Below are 23242 nucleotides of genomic sequence, written 5' to 3'. Positions count from 1 at the left end.
CACTGACACCGCTTTTTAGCAACTCACACAATTGCTAGCGCGGTACCACACAGCACACGCACAATATGGAGAATGACATGAGAGCTAAAAAGTCCGTCTTAAGCTTGGCAGTCACGTTAGCAATGACAACCGGTTTAGCGCTTAGCGCGCAGGTACATGCACAGCAAGAGCAAACCGAACAAGAACAACAAAAAACAGAAACAGCTAAAAACGATACATTTGAAAAAATAGTCGTTACTTCACAAAAAAGAACGCAAAGTTTAAACGAAGTACCTGTTGCGGTATCGGTACTTAATAGCGATCAAATTAATTCAGCTTTTGCTAATAACATGGAAGGCTTACAGTCACTTGTTCCTTCGGTTAGCTTTAGAAAAGGCACCACAACACGTAACTCAGCGCTAACAGTGCGCGGTATTGGTACTATTTCATTTAGTATTGCTGCCGAGCCAAGTGTGGCAACTGTTGTTGATGGCGTGGTACTTGGCCGCTCGGGTCAAGCCTTTGCCGATTTATACGACGTAGACCGCATTGAAGTATTACGCGGGCCACAAGGTACGTTATTTGGCAAAAACGCCTCAGCAGGTGTGGTAAATATTACCACTAAAGATCCGTCGTACGACACAACCGGCAGCGTAGAAACCTCGTTTTATCAAGATAACGAATACCGTTTTAAAGGTGTTATAAGCGGCGGTTTAACCGACGATTTAGCCGCTAGCTTAACGGTATTTAAAGGCAAGTTTGACGGTTACATTGATAACGTTTACAACAACGAAAAAGTAAACGGTTATGACCGCGAAGGTGCACGTGCTGTATTTAAATACGAGCCAGAGGACGACTTAAGCGTAAAATTTATAGCTGAATTTTATAACGCAGACGACGATTGTTGCGCCGACTTAGAAGCCCTGCCAAGTGGTCGTAATCCTGATTCAAAAGCAGCGCCAAACAGTAATGGTATTGTTGATGGCGTAGCCGATATTGACCTAGACCAACGCAAAGTAGACCATGATTACGAGTCGCGCACAATTGACGAACATAGCGCGTTTTCGGTGCAAGTTGATAAAACAATTGGCGACTATACGTACACGTCAATTACAGCGCAGCGCTCATGGGATAATACCGAATACCGCGAAGGCGACTTTACCTCTATTGCTGGCGACAGCAGCGAGCCAGTATTTGGCGCGCCGTTTCAGTTACATGATATTGGTGCACAGCAATGGGATCAGTTTTCACAAGAGTTTAGAGTTACATCAAACCTAGCTGGGCCATTTAATTATGTTGCCGGTTTATTTTATTGGAACATGGATTCACAACGTAACTTTACTCGTGATGCAAGTTGTCAAAACAATGGTGGCCAGCTTGATAGCGCAATGGCTTTTTACGCGCAAAATAACTTATCGGGCGCAGAGCTTGATGCTGCACTTAACGACTTAGATGGTTACACGCAAGGCCTAGGCGTTAGCTGTAACGCAAACGATATTGTATCGGCCACTGCTTTTATGAGCACAGAATTTAACAACTGGGCAGCCTTTGCCGACGGTACTTACGATTTATCTGAAGATTTACGCGTATTATTTGGTATTCGTTACACCGACGATGAAGTGTCTTACACGCATCGCCGTGTAAGCAATGATGTATATGGCCGCACCGGTGTAGGCGTACGCCCAGCAACACTAAATACCGATGACGAAGGCAAAGCAGAAGAAACCAACGTATCGGGTCGTTTAGGTATGCAATACGATTTAGGCGATGGCCAAATGGTATACGGTACCTACTCGCAAGGTTACAAAGGGCCTGGTTTTAATATTTATTACAACTTTAATCCAGACACCGACAGCCGCGAAATATCGCCAGAAGAGTCTGATGCTTACGAAATTGGCTACAAATACGCAAGCCGCGAGTTTGTGTTTAACATGGCACTTTTCAGAACAGAAATTGAAGGTTTTCAAGCTAACAACTTTGACTGTTCAGACGGCACCTGTATTACCCGCTTAACAAACGCGGGCGATGTAAGCACACAAGGTGTTGAAGTTGACTTTATGTGGGCTGCAACAGAGTCACTAACGCTTACCGGTGGTGTCGCTTATATTAAAGCCGAAATTGACGAGTTTAATTGTCCGGCAGAAGTAGCTGCAGGTTCGTGTACTGACCGCTCTGGCTTAGATGTTCCATTTTCGCCAGATTTAAAATACTCACTAACAGCTGACTACTTTATTGAAACTGAGCATGGCTTTAACGTACACATAAATAGCTCATACATTTACACCGACGAGCAATACTCAGACTTGCCAGATAACGTAGGCGAGTTTAACCCAGCGTCGTTACTGCCAGATTACGGCATTTTAAACGCAAGTGTTGGCTTATCGTTTAAAGATGATGCGTTTAGAGTATCGCTTATTGCTAAAAACTTAACCGACGAAAGCTACGCAACTACCTACAGTGGCGATAACTTCCGTTACCAAATACCGCGTGATGCAGAGCGCTACTTTGGCGTATCGTTTAAGGCGCGTTTTTAATATTTAAATAATTACATTTAATAATTTCCCTGAAAATAAGCGCAACGTTTTACACGTTGCGCTTTTTTAATCAAAACAATCCTTTTGTATGCTTTTTAGGTTTTTTTTGTAAATTAATTGTACAGGTGGGCGTTGTTGTTCTATCTTTTTTGTACCTATTTAGGTTCAATTATTAAGGATAAAAATGAAAACTATATTAATTACTACAGGTATTATTTTGGCATCTATTTTTTCTGCACAAGCGAGTGCAGACCAAATGGAATGTTACGTAGATACTCAAGCATATGACCAATTTACTCCTAATCATTGTTTTGCTGTGATTTATGGTAAAAGAACAGCTACAGCAGTATTCAGAGTGGTAGGTAATGGCTCTGACATTGATAGTGTTGTTTGGTCAAATGCTGCGTCGTCTTGTGGCGTATCGGGTACATCATGCTCATTCTCGATAAAATCATTTAAAAGTAATAAAGCAGAAGCAACGGTATTATATACAGATGGTACTTGGAGCAAAGTTTCTGCAACGGCTTCGTTTGAAGATGGTCGTTAATAAAAATAATAACGTTTATTGAATGAATAAGCGCAACGTTTAACACGTTGCGCTTTTTTATTTTTGTGACTTATTTTTGTAATAGTTTAGTCATTTTACTTTCATCAAAATTACCTTTATCAGTCACATCTGTTTTCTATAGTGCAGCGGTTGATCTTTTTTGTGTTTACACATTTCAAAAAATAACCACTAAACAATGGGAATTACGGATGAAAATTAAAAAAGTCGCTGCGGCAATCGCGCTAACGTTAACGTTTAGCGCAGTGAGCCATGCTGATGTACTACCGCAAAGCCAAAAAGACAGCAGCTGGTATAGCGCTGCGCAAACTAAACTAACAACAAAAACAGCACAAGCGCAGGCTACACAAGCCACTAAAGCTAAAAACGTCATTTTATTTGTGGGCGATGGTATGGGTATTTCTACACTTACCGCCGCGCGCATTTTACAAGGGCAGCGTAATAACCAATCTGGCGAAGAAGGTTATTTAAGCTTTGAAGAGTTCCCATACTCTGCACAAGTTAAAACGTATAACGTAGATGCTCAAACTCCTGATTCAGCAGGCACGATGACGGCTATTATTTCGGGTGTAAAAACCGATGTGGGCGTTATTGGTGTAGACGAAGATATTGAACGCGGCGTGTGTTCAACAGTGGCAGGTAACGAGCTAATTACCGCGACTGAATTGGCTGAAATTAAAGGGCTATCTACCGGTATTATTTCTACAGCACGTATTACTCATGCAACCCCTGCTGCCACATATGCTAAATCGGCTGACCGTAACTGGGAAGACGTATCAGATATGCCAGAAGATGCAGTAACGGGTGGCTGTGAAGACATTGCATCGCAACTGGTTAACTTTGAAAAAAACCTAGAAGCACGATTTGTAGGGACCGACGTAGACGGCCTTGATTTTGTAATGGGGGGCGGTCGTCGTCACTTTTTACCAAAAGACGAAACAGCTAACTCAACAGATGCAGTAAGTGCTATAGAAGGCGACCGTACTGACGAGCGCAACTTAGTAACTGAGTGGCAAACACAATACCCAGATGCTACGTACGTGATGGATCAAACAGGCTTTGATGCAATAAGCGATGACGCCACTAAAGTATTTGGTTTATTTAACGAATCCCACATGCAATACGAAGCTGACCGCGCAAACGATGTAGCGGGCGAGCCTTCACTTACCGATATGACCACTAAAGCAATTGAAGTGCTTGGTAAAAACGATAATGGATTTTTCTTAACGGTTGAGTCGGGACGAATTGACCATGCGCACCACGCAGGTAATGCATACAACGCGCTTAACGACACCATTGAGTTTGCTAAAGCCGTGCAAGCAGCGGTAGATAACACAAACCCAGAAGAAACCCTTATTTTAGTAACCGCCGATCACAGCCATGTATTTACTATTGCAGGCTACCCTAAGCGTGGTAATCCAATTTTAGGTCAAGTAGTTGCAGTAGGTGCAACAACACCAAGCTTAGCCGCCGACGATATGCCGTACACCACAGTAGGTTACGCAAATGGTTTAGGTTTTAGAAATTTAGTTGATGAAACAGATGCCGATGCTGCTTATGCAACTGGCCCAGTAGCCGGACGTGTAGAGCTAAATGGCGTTGATACAACAACCCCAGGTTTTCACCAAGAAACAACGGTACCAATGGGTTCAGAAACACACGCAGGTGAAGATATATCTTTACATGCTAAAGGCCCTGGTGCTCAGCTAGCACAAGGCGTAATTGAACAAAACGTAGTGTTTCATCTAATTAATCAAGCTCTTGAACTAACTCAGCAATAATGGCGGCTAACATGAACAAATTAACAGTACTTTCTTTGGCAGTAATGGTCGCGCTAGCAGGTTGCTCAAGTGACGATAACAAAAATGAAAATAATATTATCGCAGTAGATAACGCTATTGCAGTGGGCTCTGAGCAGTGTATTAATGGCGGTGTAGAGACGCAAGTAGGCGCAGATACCAATAATAACGACGTGCTAGATAGCGACGAAGTTAACTCAACTAATTTAGTGTGTAATGCACCTGCAACGTCGTTAACAAGCGAGCAGTTAGCCTCGCTCACTAGCAATACTTGGTTTAGTGAAGCACAAACAAAATTAGGTGCTGCACAAACAGCCAGTAGCAACATTGTTACTGAATCAGGCAAAGCGAAAAACGTTATTTTATTTGTTGGCGATGGTATGGGTATTTCTACCATAACCGCAGCACGTATTTTAGCGGGTCAGTTAGAGGGCGAAATGGGTGAAGAACACCAGTTAAGCTTTGAAACTATGCCTTTTTCGGGCTTTGTAAAAACATACAACGTAGATGCGCAAACGCCAGATTCGGCAGGCACTATGACCGCAATGGCATCGGGCGTTAAAACCGACGCGGGCGTTATTGGTATTGATGAAGCGGTTGAACGTGGTAATTGTGCATCAGGCAAAGGGCACGAACTTGTTACCTCGTTAGAGCTTGCTGAAATTGCAGGCAAAGCAACAGGGATTATTTCTACAGCGCGTATTACTCACGCAACACCCGCTGCAACCTATGCTAAATCGGCAGAGCGTAACTGGGAAGATATCTCCGATATGCCAGAAAGTGCGGCAACATGTGAAGACATTGCATCGCAACTGGTTAACTTTGAAGCCAACCTAGAAGCACGCTTTAGTGGTGTTGATGTAGACGGTATTGACGTAGTAATGGGTGGCGGTCGTCGTCACTTTTTACCAAAAGATGCAGCGGCAAATTCAAGCGATGCAGTAAGCGCAGTAGAAGGCGATCGTACTGATGGCCGTAACCTAGTGACTGAGTGGCAAGCAACTTACCCAAGCGGCACATACGTAATGGATCAAACTGGTTTTGATGCAATAAGCGACGATGCTACTAAAGTATTTGGCTTGTTTAACGAATCCCACATGCAATACGAAGCCGACCGCGCAAACGACGTAGCGGGCGAGCCTTCGCTTTCGCAAATGACCGAAAAAGCAATTAACGTGCTTGATAATAACGAGCAAGGTTTTTTCTTAACGGTTGAGTCGGGTCGAATTGACCACGCGCATCATGCGGGTAACGCTTATAACGCGTTAAACGACACTATTGAGCTTGCCAAAGCCGTTAAAGTGGCGATGGAAAACACCAACCCAGAAGAAACATTAATAGTTGTAACTGCCGATCACAGCCATGTATTTACCATTGCCGGTTACCCTAAACGCGGTAACCCAATTTTAGGTAAAGTGGTTGCAGTAGGTGCAACTGAGCCAAGCTTAGCTGCAGACGATATGCCTTATACAACGGTTGGTTACACCAATGGTGGTGGCTTTAGAAACCTAGGTAGCGAGACTGATGCCGATGCAGGTTACGCGTTTGCACCGGTTACAGGGCGTGTTGATTTATCTGACATTGATACAACCACACCTGGTTTTCATCAAGAAGCACTGGTACCAATGGGCTCAGAAACACATGCCGGTGAAGACGTAGGCGTTTATGCAATGGGACCAGGTGCACACTTGGTAACAGGCACAAACGAGCAAAGCTTTTTATTCCATGTAATGGACTTTGCGGCTGATTTAGTTAAAACAGCCGACGAAAAAGTAACGCAGTAAATATCGTCTAGTTATAAATATAGTTAAATATATCTAAATAAAAAACCCCGCCTACTTTGCGGGGTTTTTGTCATTAAACTGACATTTATAATCGTTATGTTATTGCCATAAACTTGAAATATAAATAAGAGATAGCTAAATGAAAAAAGCGTTATTAATAATTGCCACGCTTGTGAGTACAAGTAGCTTTGCCTCGCAATGTGATATTGATGCTAAGCATTTAAAAGCGGATTATAAAATTACCAACAGCCATAAAGCGCAGCAAAATAGCGAGTCACTTACCCTTTGGCGAAACAATCAGCAAGTAGCGCATCAAAGTGAAGTAATTACCGAGCTTTGGCAGCACTTAGCTAATAAGCAAATACGACCAATTCGTTACTTTAATGCCCAGCAACGCGGCATTGAATACCAACCATCTGAAGTACGCGGCGTACAAAACTGGAGTGCTAAAAACCAGCTGGTGGATGCGCACTTAATAGAAAAAATGACGCTTTTAAACACCCAAGGCACAGGCTGCGATGAAGTAAAAAGCTATACACTGAGCGAAAATGGCAACGACTTTAACCTTGCCTTTTACACGCAATCAAAATTAGTTAAAACATTTAGTATTAGTAACAAAAAAAGCCAAACAACTACATTGCTTAGCCTTAATAATGTAAGCAGCAATAAAGCAGAAATAACTGAGCAGTTTGCCAAATTGGATCGCTTTCAAACCACCGACTACGCCGACATTGGCGATAACGAAAATGACCCGTTTTTAGCTAAAATGATAAATCTTGGTTTTATAGAACACAGCGCAACGGGGTTTTATAATCAGCAGGGCGAAGCTATTCAAGGCGGTCACCACCACTAGGTTTTAGTTACTTAAGTTGTATTCGCAAAGGGGGCTTAATTTAGACTCCAACGCGTAAGCCTCTTTAGTCAATGCTACAAATGGGCAGCTTTAAATTAATTCTAAATAAAGCTACAAAAGGTGAACAATTTTTTAATTGGCAAAAACTTATCTAGTTTGTTATTAATAGATGTTCACATTGTAGGGGCATTTTGTGAAAGTGATAAAATGTTCTTAGAGTAAGGCTGTTGTATGCACAAGGAAAGCAAGGATGAACCCTCAGATATTTAATATTATTTTTGAAGAAGATATGGATACAGAAGCAATCATACATCTTAAAAATAACTTAGCTTTTCTCGAAGATAATATAGAGTTCCATCAAACTCCAGCGCAAGGTATTCAAGTATCGGCAATCCTTGTAATGATGACTTCAATTGCATTTATTTTTGGTGCATCATTTGTGAAAAAACTTGGCGATAGGATCGCTGAAGATTGTTACCCAATAATTAAAAAGTCTCTTGAGACTGTCTATAAAAAATATTTTGGTAAAAACCCAGAATATAGATATCAAATCATTACATCTAGAAACTCAAGTAAAAAAGTACCTGACAGCGATTACTCTTTGGTACTAGCTCTTTATTGTGTAAGTAAAAATAACGAAAGAGTTAAATTTTTATACAAGACAAGCTGGGGGGAAAAACAATTTGATGCAGCAACAGAGATTTATTTATCTTCAATTATCGAATTTGTAAACACTGACTCGGGAGCAGTTCGTGATCTCCTTGACGAAAAGCCAACATCACTGCCTCCCTCGCTAATTGCTTGGGATGAGTTTACGGGCACACTAACAAAATTAAGCCCTTTATTAAAAGATATAAGTTGATGAAAACATCTTCAGTGTTCAGTGAAGGCATATTAAGGTAGCTATATAAATTTTGCTTATATACACGTGCCTACTATTTAAAGTGCAGTAAGTAAGCATTGGAAGGAGTTTTTATGTTAAAGGTTAAAGTCCCCAAAATATTAGTCTTATTCAATTTTATAGTAACTAGGAAGTATCTAGTTTTCAGTTTACTGTCAATCTTTTGCGTTATTTCAATTTTTGTATCAATAATAAAAAAGGACTTCGCTTGGTTTTCTGCGTATGGAGGGGTCGCTACTATTTTTGGAATATTACTGACAGTAAGCCACTCAGTACCGATGTCCGAAGAAGAAATAAACCGGTTTTTAGATAGTTTATTTCCTGAGAGTAGAGATGGAATTTTTTCTGAAACGGAATCTGCTACCAATCGAGAAGCTAGGATAAGTAAAAGAATCAGCGAAGCAAATAGAATTTTAAACTCCGAAGCTATAGGTTTAATAGTGACAATAATCGGCACTTTAATCTGGGCTTATGGAGCTTTTTTAAATTCGTTTATATGATCATTACATACCATAAAACAATTTATCGCATTGTCTAAGGTAATATAGCCATCTGCTAACAATACAAACACAGCCGCCTGACACTACTCAAGATGAGCATCATCAGGCTTTTTAGGTTTACTCGCTACTTCTGTTAAGCCATCTTCGCAATCACCGCTATCGCAGGTATTTAAATCGCTTTGTGCTTGTTTATCTTGTTGTAGCACGTGTTTTAAATCTTCCATGCGTTGGCGCACTGCTACGCCGTAGCTGGCGTCGTCGCCCCATAATGCAGCAAGTTGTACTACTGCAGCGCGGTCGTGGTCTCTAAATAATTTACCGGCGCGCTCTGCATCTTGCTTAGTGTTACCTAGTAACTCGAGTGCTTCTACGGCAAGGTTAATAGCTGAGTCGACTGTTTCGCGGTTAAACGCATCTACTTTTAAATTAAGTAACTGATACGCATGGCGGCGGTCGATTGCGCGAGCAACTATTTTAAGCTGCGGGTAGTTTTTATGCGCGAGCTTAATTATCTCAATGGTTTTATCGGGGTTATCAATTGCAATTACTAGCATTTGCGCGGTGTGTGCGCCTGCTGCTTCAAGGAGTTCTTGGCGTGCGGCATCGCCATAAAATACGGTATTACCAAAACGGCGTAGTAATTCTATTTGGCTAGGGCTGTGATCAAGTACGGTAATTTCGTAGCCTTGCGCGTGCAGTAAACGCCCCATAATTTGACCAAAACGTCCGTAGCCCGCAATAATTACGTGCTTAGCGGTGCTAATTTGCTCTGGCTTATCAAACTCAGGCAGAGCACTGCTACTGCGTTTTTGTATTTGTTCATAAACCATAAGTAGTAACGGCGCTATTAGCATTGATACCGCCACAACTAAGGTAACAAGGCTGGTTTGCTCGGGCGTTAAAATGCTGAGCGTAGTGGTTACGCTTAACAGTACAAAGGCAAACTCACCCCCTTGGGCAAGCGCTAAGGCAAATAATAACTGCTGTTTACTGTTAATTTTAAAGGTAACGGCAAGGGCAAATAAAATGCAGGCTTTAACTACAATAAGTAAAACCACTAAGCCTATAACGGTACTAAACTCGTTAAATAGCAGCTCAAAGTTAATTGATGCGCCAACAGTTATAAAAAACAATCCTAAAAGTAAGCCTTTAAAGGGTTCTATATCGGCTTCTAATTCGTGTCTAAATTCGCTCTCGGCAAGTACAACGCCAGCTAAAAAAGTCCCCAGCGCAGGCGATAAACCAATACTTTGCATAACCAGTGCAATAGCGACTACTAAAAAGAGTGCAAAAATAGTAAATATTTCACGCATGTGGGTTTGGGCAATGTATCTAAATAACGGCGCCGATACATATTTACCGCCGGCAATAATAGCGGCAATAACCGCAACCGAAACACATACTTGTTGCCATACAGGCCAGCCTGCAATAATCGAATCGCTGATTTCTTTTGTGCTAGTTTGCGGGGCAAATGCAAGCAGTGGCAATAGGGCTAAAATAGGGATAATTGCGATGTCTTGAAACAGCAATACCGAAAATGCGTTTTGTCCGGCTTCTTGTTTTAGCCAGCCTTTTTCTTCAAGGCTTTGCAGCACAATAGCAGTAGAGGAGAGCGCGAGCATTAAACCAATGGCGAGTGCGGTTTGCCAATGCATGGCAAAAAACCAATAACAAAATGCAAATATAGCCGCTGCCGATAACACAACCTGTAAGCCGCCAAGTCCTAAAATAGAGTGGCGTAATGTCCATAAACGCGAAGGTTGTAGCTCAAGGCCCACTAAAAACAGCATCATTACTACGCCAAATTCAGCGAAGTGCATTACATCGGTTTGATCGCCCACAACACCCAGCGCATAAGGGCCAATGAGAATGCCGGCAATTAAATAACCTAACACAGAGCCAAGTCCGACTCGTTTTGCAATAGGGACAGCTACTATGGCTGCTGCTAAGTAAATTAAAGCTATTTCTAACACGCGTTTATCCTAAGTCATTCTATTTATGCTCAAGGTATTTGAGCATAAATAGAATGACTTAGGTTCTTATAAAATACAATAATTCATGTGGCTGAAAATACGTTATTTTTAGCTCATACTGTTAGGGCGTGTTGATCTTTGGTGGGTGAATTTGCAGCAGTATGTTTGGTTTTTAGGCAAGGCGGAGCCTATGTAGTTTGGTTATTCCCCATGAATAGGCGATAACGCAGCATAAATACCAAACATGCGCTGCCCTTTGGGTTCTTTCTAGGGACGATTAACTCTTTGTTGCTCGGTTTTTACTTAGCCCACTAGGTTACAAACCTCGCGCCGCGATTTAATCGCCCCTAGATTGAACAAATTTCAATCCACAAAGATCAACACGCCCTAATCAGCTACTTTTACTGAGCCGCTAATATTATCGATACTTACATCGCCCGAGCCTGACTCAGTAATAGTCAGCCCCTTTGCATGGTTAACGCGAATATCACCCGAACCGTCTTCAATTGTTACGCTTGAGCCAATATGCTCAATGATCATGTCGCCAGAGTTATCATCAACATTAACTGCACCGCTAATATGGCTTATTACTAAATCACCCGATCCATCTTCAACGTTTAGCGAACCAGTTATGCTGCTCACGTGCATTTCGCCAGAACCATCGTCAATAGTTACATTGCCGCTTACGTTGTTTATATGAATACTGCCAGAGCCGTCGATTAATTCTAAATTACCTGCGATGTTTTCAAGGTTTACTTCACCTGAGCCATCGTCAACAGTTAGGTTTTTAGCACTGCTTATAGTTAAGTCCCCCGAGCCGTCTTTTACATCAATATTGCTTTGCATAGCATTTATTAAAATGTCGCCAGAGCCATCATCAATATCTAAATTTAGATTACTTGGCACAGTAACCACTAAATTAATACTTGGAGATTGGCCACTGTAAAAGCTAATGCCATTACGGCTTTTATTTTGGGCAACAAGCTTTGCCTGTTTACCGTCTTGCTCGAGCGTTAGCTCGTATTCGTCTTCAATGTCGGCTGTGTAAATAGTGGCATCAACACTAATGCTGGTGGCCGTTTTTGAGCCTTTTATTTCAAGGCTACCTGCGCCGCTTAACACATTTAAATACTCAAGATTATTGCTTGGCAGTGATAGCTGTTTAGTTTGTTTTACCGAGGCAACGCTTGGCGATATATGAAATACACAGCCACTTAATAATAAAATGCCGCCAATAAGTGAAAGTGGTTTTGCAATGCTTAATTGTGTTGATGAGCTCATGTTTAGTCCTTTGGTATTTATTGTTTGTATTTATATAAACAATATAGAGCAAAAATGAGGCCGAAATGTAAGCTGTTGTTTTATATAGGGTGGTGGTTTTTTATGAAAGTTGAAATACTAATAAGTGGTTAAAATAACTAATTATTAATATAAAAGGATGCGCGATGCATCCTTTTATGATTGCTCTGCTTTTATTAGGGAACTAATTAAAAGCTGTAAGTAATATTACCGTATAAAAAACGCCCGTCTAATCCGTAAGGCGCATACGGTGTGTACGGGAATATTTGGCCAAAGTCAGAGTAACCAATGTTATTCACGGTGGCTTGTGGGTACTGATCGAACAAGTTGTTTGCACCAACGGCAAATTTCCAATATTCGTCTGGACGGTATGCCACTTCTAGGTCGGTGATCCACTTAGGGTCTAGGTATTCATCGCGATCAGCTGTAGTTGATATATCAGCGACTTCACCATAACGTGTGGCACGAAGCGTTGTTTGCCATTCGTTAAAGTTCCATACTGCAGATAGGTTCCATTTGCTATCTGGCGTGCCTTCTTCAAAGCGACCTACTTCACGACGTGCAAACACTACGTAGTCGTCACCTAGTGAGTTAAGCTGTGCTGGGTTGTCGTTTACGTGCGTTACTTCGGTATCGTTAAAGTTAGCTGCTACGTTTAAACGTAAATCACCTAAGTTGTCTAAATCTAAGTTATAAGTGGCAACTATATCTACACCTTGCGTGCGTGAGTCGATAGCGTTGGTAAAGTAACGTACGCTTTCGGTATTTAGCTCACCGGCATTTTGTAGTATTTCAACAACTGCATCGCCTTCTAAGTTTTCAGACAATACAATACGGTCATCAATATCAATACGGTACGCATCAACAGTTAAGCTAAAGCTGCCTTGAGTGTAAATAAAGCCCGCAGTAACGTTTACTGACTCTTCTGCATCTAGCGGCTGTGCACCTAGCGCTTGCGCTGCTGCAGAATCGGTTGGGAATAGACCAACTTCAAATGGTTGGTTGTTTTCAAGTACGGTTGATATTTGGCGGTACGAGCTTTGCGCTAAAGATGGCGCACGAAAACCTGTACTAATTGCACCGCGCAGCGATAGGTTTTCAGTAATGCTGTAACGCGAAGCAAGCTTAGAAGTAAATGTGTCACCAAAGTCGCTGTAATCTTCATAACGACCCGCTAAAACTACGTTCCATTTTTCTGTTAAGTAGGTATCAAACTCAACAAATAAAGCGATGTTATGACGGCTTTCGTCAGTCGCACTTTCTGGTCCAAAACCAGCAAGTACTTGCGCGCCACCGGCTGCAATTGGGTTACCATCGCTATCAAGTGCGGTGATGTAAGACGCTTCTTCGCCTTCTTCTATTTTGTAGCTTTCGTGGCGGTATTCAGTACCTACGGTAAAAAATACGTCATCAGGTAAGCCTAAATCGAGAGTGGTATTGGCAGTTGCGTTTACTAAAAACTGATCGTAAACCAGTGCACCGTTATCAAATTCAGTTGGGCTGTCGGCACCTAGTGATGTGTTAATACTATTTACAACACCGAAACCAAAGTCGTTACGGCCGTAGTTGGTACTTACATCCCATGTCCAGTCGTTAGTTTCGCCTTGTAAGCCCAGTGCAAATGAGTAGTCTTGTACGTCTGTTTCAATTTGCGGCAAAAAGCCATCTGGGTACACTTCTAAAACGTTACGGCTGTCTTTTGCTCGGCGGTAAAAACCACCTGAATTACCTTCACGCTTTGAGTAGCTACCAAATGAATAAAGGTTTAAGCCGTTATCTAAATCGTAACCCATGTTGTAAAACAACGCGTAATCTTCAAGGTCTGCTTTACCAAAGCGGTGGTTGTAACGATCGATAGTAAATTCACGTGGGTCTAGGCTGCCATCATCAAGGCGGCTGTATTGTTCGCGTGGGTCAAAACCTGAGCGCTGAGTTGAGTCGTTATCACGGTATTCAATTGATACGTTTACAAAACCGTTATCAGATAACGCAAAACCAGAGTTTGCACTAACAGTGCGTGTTGCACCGTCGTTTACTTCTCTGTCGCCACCGGTATTAAAGGCTAAGTCGCCGTTTGCATCTGCGTAGGTGCTGTCTAGCTGAGATACACCAGCCATTTGAGTATCGTATTTACCGTACGTTACGCTTACGCTACCGCCTTCTGAGGCATCTTTAAGTACAATGTTAATTACCCCAGCAATTGCATCAGAACCGTACTGTGCGGCTGCGCCGTCACGTAGTACTTCAACACGTTTAATTGCAGAGGTTGGGATCATGTTCAAATCAACAGCTGTAGAGCCTCGGCCAACAACGCCCGCTAAGTTTAATAGCGCACCAGCGTGGCGGCGCTTACCGTTTATAAGTACTAGTGTGTGATCGGGTGCTAATCCACGTAAAACAGCTGGTTTTGCATGGTCAGTACCATCACCCATAGTGGCACTTGGGTAGTTAAAGCTAGGTACTTGGTTTGCTAGTATTTGGCTTATTTCTAGCTGACCGGTACTTTGCATATCACCGCTGGTAATAATATCTACAGGTACGGTGCTTTCGGCAATACTGCGTAGGCTTCTGCGAGTACCGGTAACCGAAATTACTTCGATATTTTTTTCTGCTTGATTATCTTGCTCTGCGGCAACGGCCATAGAGTAAGGTGTGCTAAGTGCAGTGGTAACGGCCAAGCTAAGTGCGAGTTTATTTGCAGATAAACGCTTAAAAGTCATTAATTGTTCCCCAAGAGCTGCTAGTCGAAAAGGAGCGCATCATATAGAAGCGACTACCCTAGTGCAAAGATAAAAACTATCTAAGATATTCTAAGTTGTTAACACATAAGATCACTGTTTACGCGCGATATAGGCGTTTGGATCGTTGTAGTTGCAATCTTGTGTCGAATGGTTGCGAATTCAAGGGAATTTTAGATAAAAGTTAGTAAGACGTAAAAAGGCCAAGCAAATGCTTGGCCTTTCAATTTTTTAAATTTAGTGATTTAAATTATTCAGGGGCAACTTCAAGCGTTGTAAATAATGCATAACGTCCTGCATCTACGCCTTCTTCATTTACGGTAACCTTGTTAGAAGTTTCGATTAGGTATAGGCCTGGTTCTTTCCACGTAATTGTAAACATACCTTCTTTATCGGTCGTTACTTTTACTTCGCCACGGTCGTTACGGTAGCGTGTGTCGCCTTTTAAAATACTTACTTCAACGCCTTCACCAGCAGATTTACCATCTTGTAGTAACTGAAAACGTGCTTGTTCACCTACAAATAAATCGTTTGGATGCGTTGGACCGCTAAGCTCTAAGCCTAAACCTAATAGGGCAGGCTTTGAGGTGCCATTTCGGCTTACAAATGTATCTACTGTTGAAACAACCTTCGTTGTAGTTACATCTTTTGCATTGCTAGGTAACTCGGCGTCTGTTTTCTTACCAAATACACGCTTGCGCTTACCTTCTTCGTTTTTATAGAAGGTCATGTACATTGGCTTTTGGGTCATTGCAATGTGATAAGTGCCTTGCTCTGTTAAGCTTACCGCAGCTGAGCTTTTACGTTTTAAGTAATAAGCACGGATGGTTTCAGATACTGGCTCACCATTAGGCGCAAGTGCCATTAATAATGTGTCGTCGTACTCGGCGCCTTTTTCTTTAGGTTTAAAGGCTTTGTCTGGTGCAAAAATTTCGTTTGAAATGCTCGCGTCAATCATTACGTAATGCGCTTTATCGCCTGATAAAGATGTATGCGAAGGTAGTAACCAACGTCCGTGTGCACTTGCCGAAGTTGACACTAAAGCAGATAAGCTCAATGCGCCGATTAATGCCGTTTTTAATAAATTAATTTTCATTGTATTTCCTTAAATTTAAATGATTAAGTAGCAGCTACTTAGTGCTTACAGTGACGAAGCTTTGTGAAAACTCGTTTTTACCATCAATTGTCAGCTTGCCTGATTTAGTTAAATCAAGCTCAACACGGGTGTAGTCTCTGCCGCCTTCTTCGCGTACAACTTCAATATTTAGTAAGTATTTACCTGGTTTTACTGGGTTACCGTCTAAATCATTACCTTGCCAGTTTATGGTGTAAGTACCCGCGCGCTTGGTTGCGCCGCTAATGCCATCAAAGTTGGCATCGCTTTTACCGGCTTTACGCCACCATTGGCGTAAGTCTTTAAACCATTCTGCTTTTTGTACCCAAAGTGCAAGCGTTGTAACGTGTTTGCGCTCTGGTGTTTCAAGCCAAACTGCAACGTATGGACGGTGATACGGTTGTACTTCTAAGTCGGGAAGCGTTAATTCAACCTCTAGCTGTGGTGTTTGCGCATGCGCCGTTGTTTGAAAAAACGCAGCTACAAGCAGTAATGCGGCGCTTATAAATAATTTAAATTTAACCATTAAGACACTCCTTTTATTTGTGGAACCCAACATAAATAAATAACCAGTGGAGTTGCGACTCCTAGTAAGGTTATCCATATTCCTGCTAAGCGTTTTTTTCTATTTTGAAACAAAATAATCATGCCGGTGATGGCAAATAAAATCATTAGTACGGCAGATATATCAATTACCCAACTCCATACTTCACCGCTGTGGCGGCCTTTATGTAAGTCGCCAATGAGGCTTAAAAAGCCACCTGTTTGGTAATCAAGGTTTAACTCGCCAGTTGTAAAATCAAGCTCTGCGTAGGCAAACCCTGCAGGCAGTGGGTAGTCGAGCATGACAAGCGCGTCTTCTTTTTCCCACTCAATGCTTTTTACTTTTGTAAGTGCATATTGCTCGGCTAAGTAAGCTTCTATTTCTGGGTAAAGCGTTGGCAAGGTATTTAGCTGCTCATTTGCTTTGGTAACTAGCTCTGCAGGAATCGTTGCGGTTACTTGACCGTTATTTTTATCGTTTTTAAGCCAATCGACGTGATTAAGCACAATGCCGCTAACGCAAAATAAAATAAGCAAAAAAAACAAAGCTGTAGAAATATAAATATGTAGAGCACGGCTTGTACTATACAAAGCCCGCTTATTAATAAACGACATAAAAACAGTAAATAAATTAAATTTACAACATGATAATGATTTGCATTAGCTATTACAAATTTACTTACTTATCTTTACATAAAAACTTTAAAACAGAGGTGGTATGCAGGTAAAAAATGAATATTTAATGCTTAGGGGGGCTGGAGGGTCTTAAAATAAGGTAAATCATTACCGATACTTCTATTACTGCAACGAGATAAATAACCCAAATAGGGGCGGCTGAATACAGTAAAAATATAAATCCAATTAACATGCCAATGGCGGCGTAGCATTTGGCTTTAACAGGCACTACTTTATGGGCTTGCCATTGCTGCAGAGTTACACCGTAACGAGGGTGGTTTAACAGCCATTGTTCAAGCGCGGGTGATGAGCGAGTAAAGCAGGTGAGCGCTAAAATAAAAAATATAGTGGTAGGCATGACCGGTAACACAATGCCAATAATACCCAAGGCTACAAGTATTAAGCCAAGCGCTTTAAACCATAAGTTTTTATAACAAATAAACACTGCTTTTATATTCACTTAGGCTCTTTTTAGGCGTGTTATGGTATCTCTAATTGTAGGCTAAATAGCTATTAATTCGAAGCTTAAAATCAATAAAAAAGGGCAAACTAAGTTTGCCCTTTTAAAAATAAATGCGGTTAACAGTTTAGAAGTAGTAACCAATATTTATGTTGAAGCGACGTTCTGTATCGCCATCACCAATAATTGTTCCGCCAATAAATGGCTGGTTACGTGCTTGAATAAAGTCGAAGTAACTAAAGAAACCACCTGCAGCAACACTCATACCCGTTACGTTCATCCATGTATCTGCGCTATCGTCAGACTTGTCATAAATAATGCCGTAATCGTTGTAAAATTGAATGTCGGTAACTGGGCCCCAATCAAGCGAGTAATTATAAGCAACGTTAAAGTTAGTCATAGTTGCTTCGCTAGATACAGTGTCATAATACGCATACGCACCAACAACAAAGCGGTCGCTGCTGTCGTCTAGATCGTAGTCGTATTCACCGTGTTGAAATTGGATATTCCAGTTGTTAATTGTGCTATCAACATGAAATGCCCATGCACCGTAGTTACCTGCACGATCGTTACCGTCATGTAAACCACCACTTAATAATGATACACCCACATCGGTAGTTATATTTTTGCTGTGCTCAATTTGGTATGTTGCACGCCCGGCAAACGTATTGTATTCGCCTATGCGAGAGCCTGGTGCATCGTATGTACCTTCCTCTGCTGAGCGACTACCAATAATGTCGTAAGAGTAACGATGGTTAATATCTGAAGAGCCACCGTCTATACCACCTAGCTCATCATTTTTGAAAAAGCCTAGGTCTAGTTTCCAGTTATCTTTAAGTTTACGTTTTACTACTACACCTAAATCAAAATCGTCTTCTAGACCTACGTAATAATTAGTACTGAAAAAGTAGCTGTGTGAGTTGTATGGGCCATTACCAAAAGGCACGGGTGCAATGCCTGCTTGTCCTTCCCAGCCATCTGCAAACTCGTAACCTAAGTAAGCATACTTAACAACGGTCATGTAATCGTAAAAACGTATTTCGCCGTTAAGTGAAATATCGTTAATCTCACCAGATACATTTATACGGAAAATATCAAAATCAAAATCGCCACCGCGATCTTGGGTATCTTCATCGTATGTGTTGGTGCTGTAATTAAAGCGTATTGCTCCACCAACTTTAATGCCTTCATCTTTTTTCTCAGGTTCAGCTGCGGCAACTTCAACTACTTTTTGATCAGATTTTTTACTGATGTTTGCAACTTGTTGTTCGTGCTGCTTATTAATTTGCTGTTGTTTTGTTTTTTCATCAGCTAACTTATTTTCAAGCAATTGCATTTGTTGCTTTAGCTGTTTAAGTTGGCTTTGTAGTGTGTCTAGATCATCAGACGCATAAGAAGTGCTTGTAACACCACCTAGGACTAGTGCTAGTGTTAATTTTGAGAGTTTAGTCATAATAGCCGCTCTGCTTGTGATTAAAAAATAAAAAATTCAAGACGTCAAAAAACGCCTTACGTTTAGAGTAAGTACAAAACTATGTATTTTTTTTATTGTTTATTCTTTAGGAGCTTGAGTAAGTGCACCAACTTCTAGAAGGGGCGATGCATCTAATTTATCTGCATCCATCATCGCGGCTACACGCTGCATTGATGAGAGTAAAAGGCTCTGTTCCCACTCAGCAAGCGCAGAAAACTTTTCAATAAAGTGTTCTTGCAATGGCTGAGGTGCTTTATCAAGTAACTCTTTTCCTTTCTCGGTGAGGTATAAGCTCACTCTGCGTTTATCCATTTGACTGCGTACGCGTGTTACTAAGTTTCTGCTTTCTATTCTGTCGAGAATATTGGTGACCGTTGCTGGGCTTAAATTTACGTTTTGAGCAATACGGCTCGCCGTTATCCCATCGGTTTTTTTAACTTCTTGCATTATAAGCAATTGTGGGCCAGTTAAACCCGAAGTTTTATTTAGCTGCTTAGAATGTAAGTCAATCGCGCGGATCACTTTACGTAAAGAAACCAATAACTCGTCATATTTTTGCATTTGCTTATCTCATCGATGGGGCGGTAGTTTGCCGTAATCGCGAAATGTTACACATCAAATAAATTGAATTCAAACAATATATTGCACATTAGGCCGCTTTTGTTGGTTTTTAATAGTTAGAGCAGTAACTAATGTAAAATTATATTGTTTAAATTATAGTAAATTTTCTTAGCATCTTGTGTGCATTAAGTTGCGCACAGTACGTATGTTGTGAATAATTGGCAAGTCTTATTGTATAGACTTTAGTATTATTCATTTACAGCTGTTAGTACAAAGTAATTGTTTGTGAGTTTACTGTATATGTATTAATCGGCAATGAACAAATTCAGCAATCAATATTTAATATCAATAGCGTATACTTTAAGCATGCATTATTGTTTCTGCACAAATATTAAAAATCTTTAGTATCAGTATTATAGGGGAAGGTATGAAATTATCGCCATCAGTTAGCATTGAGCAAAGCGAAACCGGTCTTGAGTTTATTAAAGTAGCTAGTGCAAAGTGCGATGCAAAAATATTCTTGCAAGGTGGGCAAATTACCCAATTTACCCCTAAAAATAATGAGCCGCTTATTTGGGTATCGCAAGAAGAAACCTATCAAGAAGGGGCAAGTATTCGAGGTGGTATTCCTGTTTGTTGGCCGTGGTTTGGTACACACGCTAACGATGGGTGGCCTGCTCATGGTTTTGCGCGCACAAGCGTGTGGCAAGCCGATGAAGTACACGAATCTGATGAGCAAATTACGGTTAGTTTAAAGTTACCTATGAAGCTAGTTAATACAACGTATTGGCCGCATCAGTCAGCATTAAAAGTGGAGTTTATATTAAGTGATAAGTTACAGGTTCGCTTAACTACGACTAACTTAGGAAATACGCCATTTAGCTTTACTCAAGCGCTGCATACCTATTTTCCTACATCAGACATTACAAATACCCATGTTGATGGTTTGCAAGGCGCGCAATATATTGAGTTTAGTGAAGGGCCATTTGTGCAAAATGACGTTGTAAGTTTTGAGCGCGAAACCGACATGATTTATACACAAGCAAGTGCAGTACAAACTATTAATACGCCAGAAGGTGTTATTAATGTGATCCGTGAAAATTCAAACTCGTGTGTACTGTGGAATCCATGGATAGAAAAATCCAAACGCTTATCTAATTTTGCTGATGATGAATATAAAACAATGCTCTGCCTAGAGGCTGCTAATGTACTGACAGATAAAGTAACGCTTGAGCCAAAGCAAAATCATACATTAGTAACCACCATTAGCTGGGCTAATTAATAATCTCGATAGGATGCAATTGTGTTTAACAACCAACAAATAATGGATTTACCAGCGCATAGCGCCATTAATTTTAAGCCTTTAGCTGGCAAGGCCTTATTACATACTCAGCTTAACTGGCTTACATTTTATATTCCGTTAATTGGGGTACTTATTGCGGTTTGTTATTTTAACGAAGCTTTTGCTGAGAGTGCGCAAACTTACTTGCTAATTGGTATGCCCGTTTTAGTAGCTGTTTCCATGTTGTACAACATGGTTAGCATAAGGCTGCAAGGTTTTGCGGTACGAAACCACGATATTGCTTTTAAAAAAGGCGTTATTTGGCAACAAGTAACGGTATTGCCTTTAGCGCGAGTACAACATATGGAAATACATCAGGGGCCAATAGAGCGAAAGCTTAGCCTTGCGAGCATCAAATTATTTAGCGCAGGCGGCGTAAGTGCCGATTTGCAAATTAGTGGGTTAACCCATGATGATTGTAAAAATATGCGCCAATTTGTACAAAACTACCGTCAAGACGATACGGCTCCTCAGGCGGTTTTAGTCGATGAGTAATAGTATTACTGAGGAGCAAACTAGCTCAAATGATTGGCAAAAAGTATCGTCTTGGGCGCTTTTATATTTTGTTGTGCATTTTAGTGTGCGCTTTGTAAAAGATGGCCTTTTAAACTTACTGCCTATGTTTGTAGTATTTGTTACTCAAGTAGAAAATAAATTATTTTGGGCGCAAGTTGCAGGTGGTATTGCGCTGATTTCGTTGCTTGTTTACTCATTTTTATATTATTTAAATTTTAAGTTTTGTATTAGTAGCGATAACGAAATATTGCTTAACAAAGGCGTATTTAAAAAAGAGCGACTTACGCTTAAATTTGGCCGCGTACAAAATGTTAATATTGCCGAGCCATTTTATTTTACCCCCGTAAACTTAGTTAATTGTATTTTTGATGCTGCAGGCAGTGTGTCGCAAGAAGTTGTTTTACCCGGCGTCACTAAAGACTACGCACAGCAAATGCGTAAACAAATATTTGCTTTTAAAGCGCAGCAACAGCAAGAAATACAAAGCACTGAGCAAAGCGAAGTAGATACTATTGAAAATAGCCTAAGCATTAGCAATAAAGAAATAGCCAAATTTGGTTTAATGTCGAATATGGCTATTTTAGCAATCGCTGCTTTTGCCCCTTTTATAAACCTGATTGTTGATTTTTTAGAGAAGCAAATTATTGCTAAAGTAGAAGGCTTTTATCAGCAAGAGCTTGGCATGCTGGCAAGTGCTGCTACCTTTGCGATGATCACCTTAATTGTTTTGTTAGTTTTGGTGGCTGTAATGCTATCGGTGACTATGTCGCTTATTCGTTTTTATAACTTTGAGCTTTATTTTAAAGGTCAAAAATTTAAACGTATTGCTGGCTTGTTAGAGCGCCATCAGCTTTCAATGAGCATGGATAAAGTGCAATCTATTGTTATTAAGCAAAACCTAATGGGGCGATTGCTAAAGCGATTTACCGTTGAGTGCTTGCAAGCAAGTAGCGGCGGAATAGCAGCCGGTGTTGCGGCTAAAAAAAATAAACAAACCTTAGTATTACCTGTATTAAATAGCGAACAAGTTGATAGTGTATGCCAATGGATTTACCCGTGGTTTAATAGTAAAAAACTCGCTTTTAAGCGCGCAGAACGCGCTCTTTTGTATAAAAATTTAGGCTTTTATTCACTGCTACCCAGTGCATTAGTGTTTGGCTTTTGTTTTATTGCTGATATTAATACTTTGATAAGCCTTGGTGTTTTGGTGGTGTTTTCTGGCTTGGTAACTTTATCGTATCAGCGTTATGGTTATTACATGCATGAGGATAATGGTCGATTTTACATGGTTGTACGCAAAGGTATGATTGGCGTTCATTACCGTGTTTTTGAGCTTTATAAAGCGCAAAGTGCGCGCAGTATAAGTACGTACTTAATGCGCAAATCAGGCTTGAAAAGCCTATACATACAACTTGCTTCAGGCTTTGCATTTATGCCCTACATAAAGCAGCAAGATGCTGACTTTATTATCGATTTTACAATTAAGCAGATTGAGTCAGATACTCGCAGCTGGATGTAAACTCCCCTAATAAAACATGTGTAAATACACATTTGCACATGCTTTATTACACTTTCTTACTGCCCATGAAAGACATTTAATAATACCCTAGATGGTATTAAGGAATTCTTTTA

General features: G+C 40.8%; 19 protein-coding genes. 10 read left to right on the top strand and 9 right to left on the bottom strand.

The features are described 5' to 3' along the window. Positions 1-77: 77 nt before the first annotated feature. The 7 genes from I6F54_RS13485 to I6F54_RS13455 all read left to right on the top strand — a co-directional run bounded on the left by I6F54_RS13485 (position 78) and on the right by I6F54_RS13455 (position 8915). Positions 78-2513: a TonB-dependent receptor gene (locus I6F54_RS13485; RefSeq protein WP_197141783.1), complete on the top strand. Its 2436-nt coding sequence runs from the start codon at positions 78-80 to the stop codon at positions 2511-2513. A gap of 184 nt (positions 2514-2697) precedes the next feature. Continuing rightward, a complete protein-coding gene (locus tag I6F54_RS13480) occupies positions 2698-3060 on the top strand; it encodes a hypothetical protein (RefSeq protein WP_165729361.1) in 363 nt (120 codons plus the stop codon). A 209-nt stretch (positions 3061-3269) separates the two neighbouring features. Then, the gene (locus tag I6F54_RS13475; RefSeq protein WP_197141781.1) at positions 3270-4859 is read left to right on the top strand and encodes an alkaline phosphatase; all 1590 of its coding nucleotides are present in this window, start codon (positions 3270-3272) and stop codon (positions 4857-4859) included. Between the two features lie 11 nt (positions 4860-4870). Next, the gene (locus tag I6F54_RS13470; RefSeq protein WP_197141779.1) at positions 4871-6661 is read left to right on the top strand and encodes an alkaline phosphatase; all 1791 of its coding nucleotides are present in this window, start codon (positions 4871-4873) and stop codon (positions 6659-6661) included. Positions 6662-6800: 139 nt separating this feature from the next. Beyond that, positions 6801-7514: a hypothetical protein gene (locus I6F54_RS13465; protein ID WP_197141777.1), complete on the top strand. Its 714-nt coding sequence runs from the start codon at positions 6801-6803 to the stop codon at positions 7512-7514. A 250-nt stretch (positions 7515-7764) separates the two neighbouring features. Next, the gene (locus I6F54_RS13460) at positions 7765-8376 is read left to right on the top strand and encodes a hypothetical protein (RefSeq protein WP_197141774.1); all 612 of its coding nucleotides are present in this window, start codon (positions 7765-7767) and stop codon (positions 8374-8376) included. A gap of 113 nt (positions 8377-8489) precedes the next feature. Continuing rightward, on the top strand, positions 8490-8915 hold the full coding sequence (locus I6F54_RS13455; RefSeq protein WP_197141772.1) for a hypothetical protein: 426 nt from the start codon (positions 8490-8492) through the stop codon (positions 8913-8915). Between the two features lie 83 nt (positions 8916-8998). On the opposite strand, the gene I6F54_RS13450 is transcribed toward I6F54_RS13455, so the two are convergent. The 9 genes from I6F54_RS13450 to I6F54_RS13410 form a co-directional block, all read right to left on the bottom strand. After that, positions 8999-10888 (bottom strand): monovalent cation:proton antiporter-2 (CPA2) family protein, encoded by a 1890-nt coding sequence (locus I6F54_RS13450; protein WP_197141770.1) that lies wholly within the window; start codon positions 10886-10888, stop codon positions 8999-9001. A 387-nt stretch (positions 10889-11275) separates the two neighbouring features. After that, positions 11276-12169, bottom strand: a complete 894-nt coding sequence (locus tag I6F54_RS13445) for a hypothetical protein (protein WP_197141768.1) — start codon at positions 12167-12169, stop codon at positions 11276-11278. A gap of 206 nt (positions 12170-12375) precedes the next feature. Further along, positions 12376-14907 carry a TonB-dependent receptor plug domain-containing protein gene (locus tag I6F54_RS13440; RefSeq protein ID WP_197141766.1) on the bottom strand — a complete coding sequence of 844 codons (2532 nt, stop codon included), beginning with the start codon at positions 14905-14907 and terminating at the stop codon, positions 12376-12378. Between the two features lie 268 nt (positions 14908-15175). Next, complete coding sequence (locus I6F54_RS13435; RefSeq protein WP_165729368.1) at positions 15176-16021, bottom strand: DUF4198 domain-containing protein; 846 nt, start codon at positions 16019-16021, stop codon at positions 15176-15178. A 34-nt stretch (positions 16022-16055) separates the two neighbouring features. After that, positions 16056-16565 carry a DUF2271 domain-containing protein gene (locus I6F54_RS13430; RefSeq protein WP_165722677.1) on the bottom strand — a complete coding sequence of 170 codons (510 nt, stop codon included), beginning with the start codon at positions 16563-16565 and terminating at the stop codon, positions 16056-16058. Further along, positions 16565-17197, bottom strand: coding sequence for a PepSY-associated TM helix domain-containing protein (locus tag I6F54_RS13425; protein ID WP_165729369.1), 633 nt, complete (start codon positions 17195-17197; stop codon positions 16565-16567). Before I6F54_RS13425 ends, I6F54_RS13430 begins: the two co-directional genes overlap by 1 nt. Positions 17198-17321: 124 nt before the next feature. Then, complete coding sequence (locus tag I6F54_RS13420; RefSeq protein WP_007580453.1) at positions 17322-17717, bottom strand: YbaN family protein; 396 nt, start codon at positions 17715-17717, stop codon at positions 17322-17324. 127 nt (positions 17718-17844) lie between these two features. Further along, the gene (locus I6F54_RS13415; RefSeq protein WP_007580455.1) at positions 17845-19170 is read right to left on the bottom strand and encodes a hypothetical protein; all 1326 of its coding nucleotides are present in this window, start codon (positions 19168-19170) and stop codon (positions 17845-17847) included. A gap of 99 nt (positions 19171-19269) precedes the next feature. Continuing rightward, on the bottom strand, positions 19270-19752 hold the full coding sequence (locus I6F54_RS13410; RefSeq protein ID WP_010554531.1) for a MarR family winged helix-turn-helix transcriptional regulator: 483 nt from the start codon (positions 19750-19752) through the stop codon (positions 19270-19272). Positions 19753-20179: 427 nt separating this feature from the next. Between I6F54_RS13410 and I6F54_RS13405 the strand changes: the two genes are divergently transcribed. The 3 genes from I6F54_RS13405 to I6F54_RS13395 are packed head-to-tail and all read left to right on the top strand — an operon-like array spanning position 20180 to position 23129. Then, positions 20180-21034: a D-hexose-6-phosphate mutarotase gene (locus I6F54_RS13405; protein ID WP_197141764.1), complete on the top strand. Its 855-nt coding sequence runs from the start codon at positions 20180-20182 to the stop codon at positions 21032-21034. Between the two features lie 21 nt (positions 21035-21055). After that, positions 21056-21589 (top strand): PH domain-containing protein, encoded by a 534-nt coding sequence (locus I6F54_RS13400; RefSeq protein ID WP_197141762.1) that lies wholly within the window; start codon positions 21056-21058, stop codon positions 21587-21589. Further along, positions 21582-23129: a PH domain-containing protein gene (locus I6F54_RS13395; RefSeq protein ID WP_197141754.1), complete on the top strand. Its 1548-nt coding sequence runs from the start codon at positions 21582-21584 to the stop codon at positions 23127-23129. The genes I6F54_RS13400 and I6F54_RS13395 overlap by 8 nt, the downstream gene beginning before the upstream one ends. The last annotated feature ends 113 nt before the right edge of the window (positions 23130-23242 follow it).

This window comes from Pseudoalteromonas sp. SWXJZ10B (assembly GCF_015864475.1).
GTDB classification, from domain to species: domain Bacteria; phylum Pseudomonadota; class Gammaproteobacteria; order Enterobacterales; family Alteromonadaceae; genus Pseudoalteromonas; species Pseudoalteromonas arctica.
Note: the sequence above shows the minus strand (reverse complement) of the source record. Positions and strands in the feature narration are given on the sequence as shown.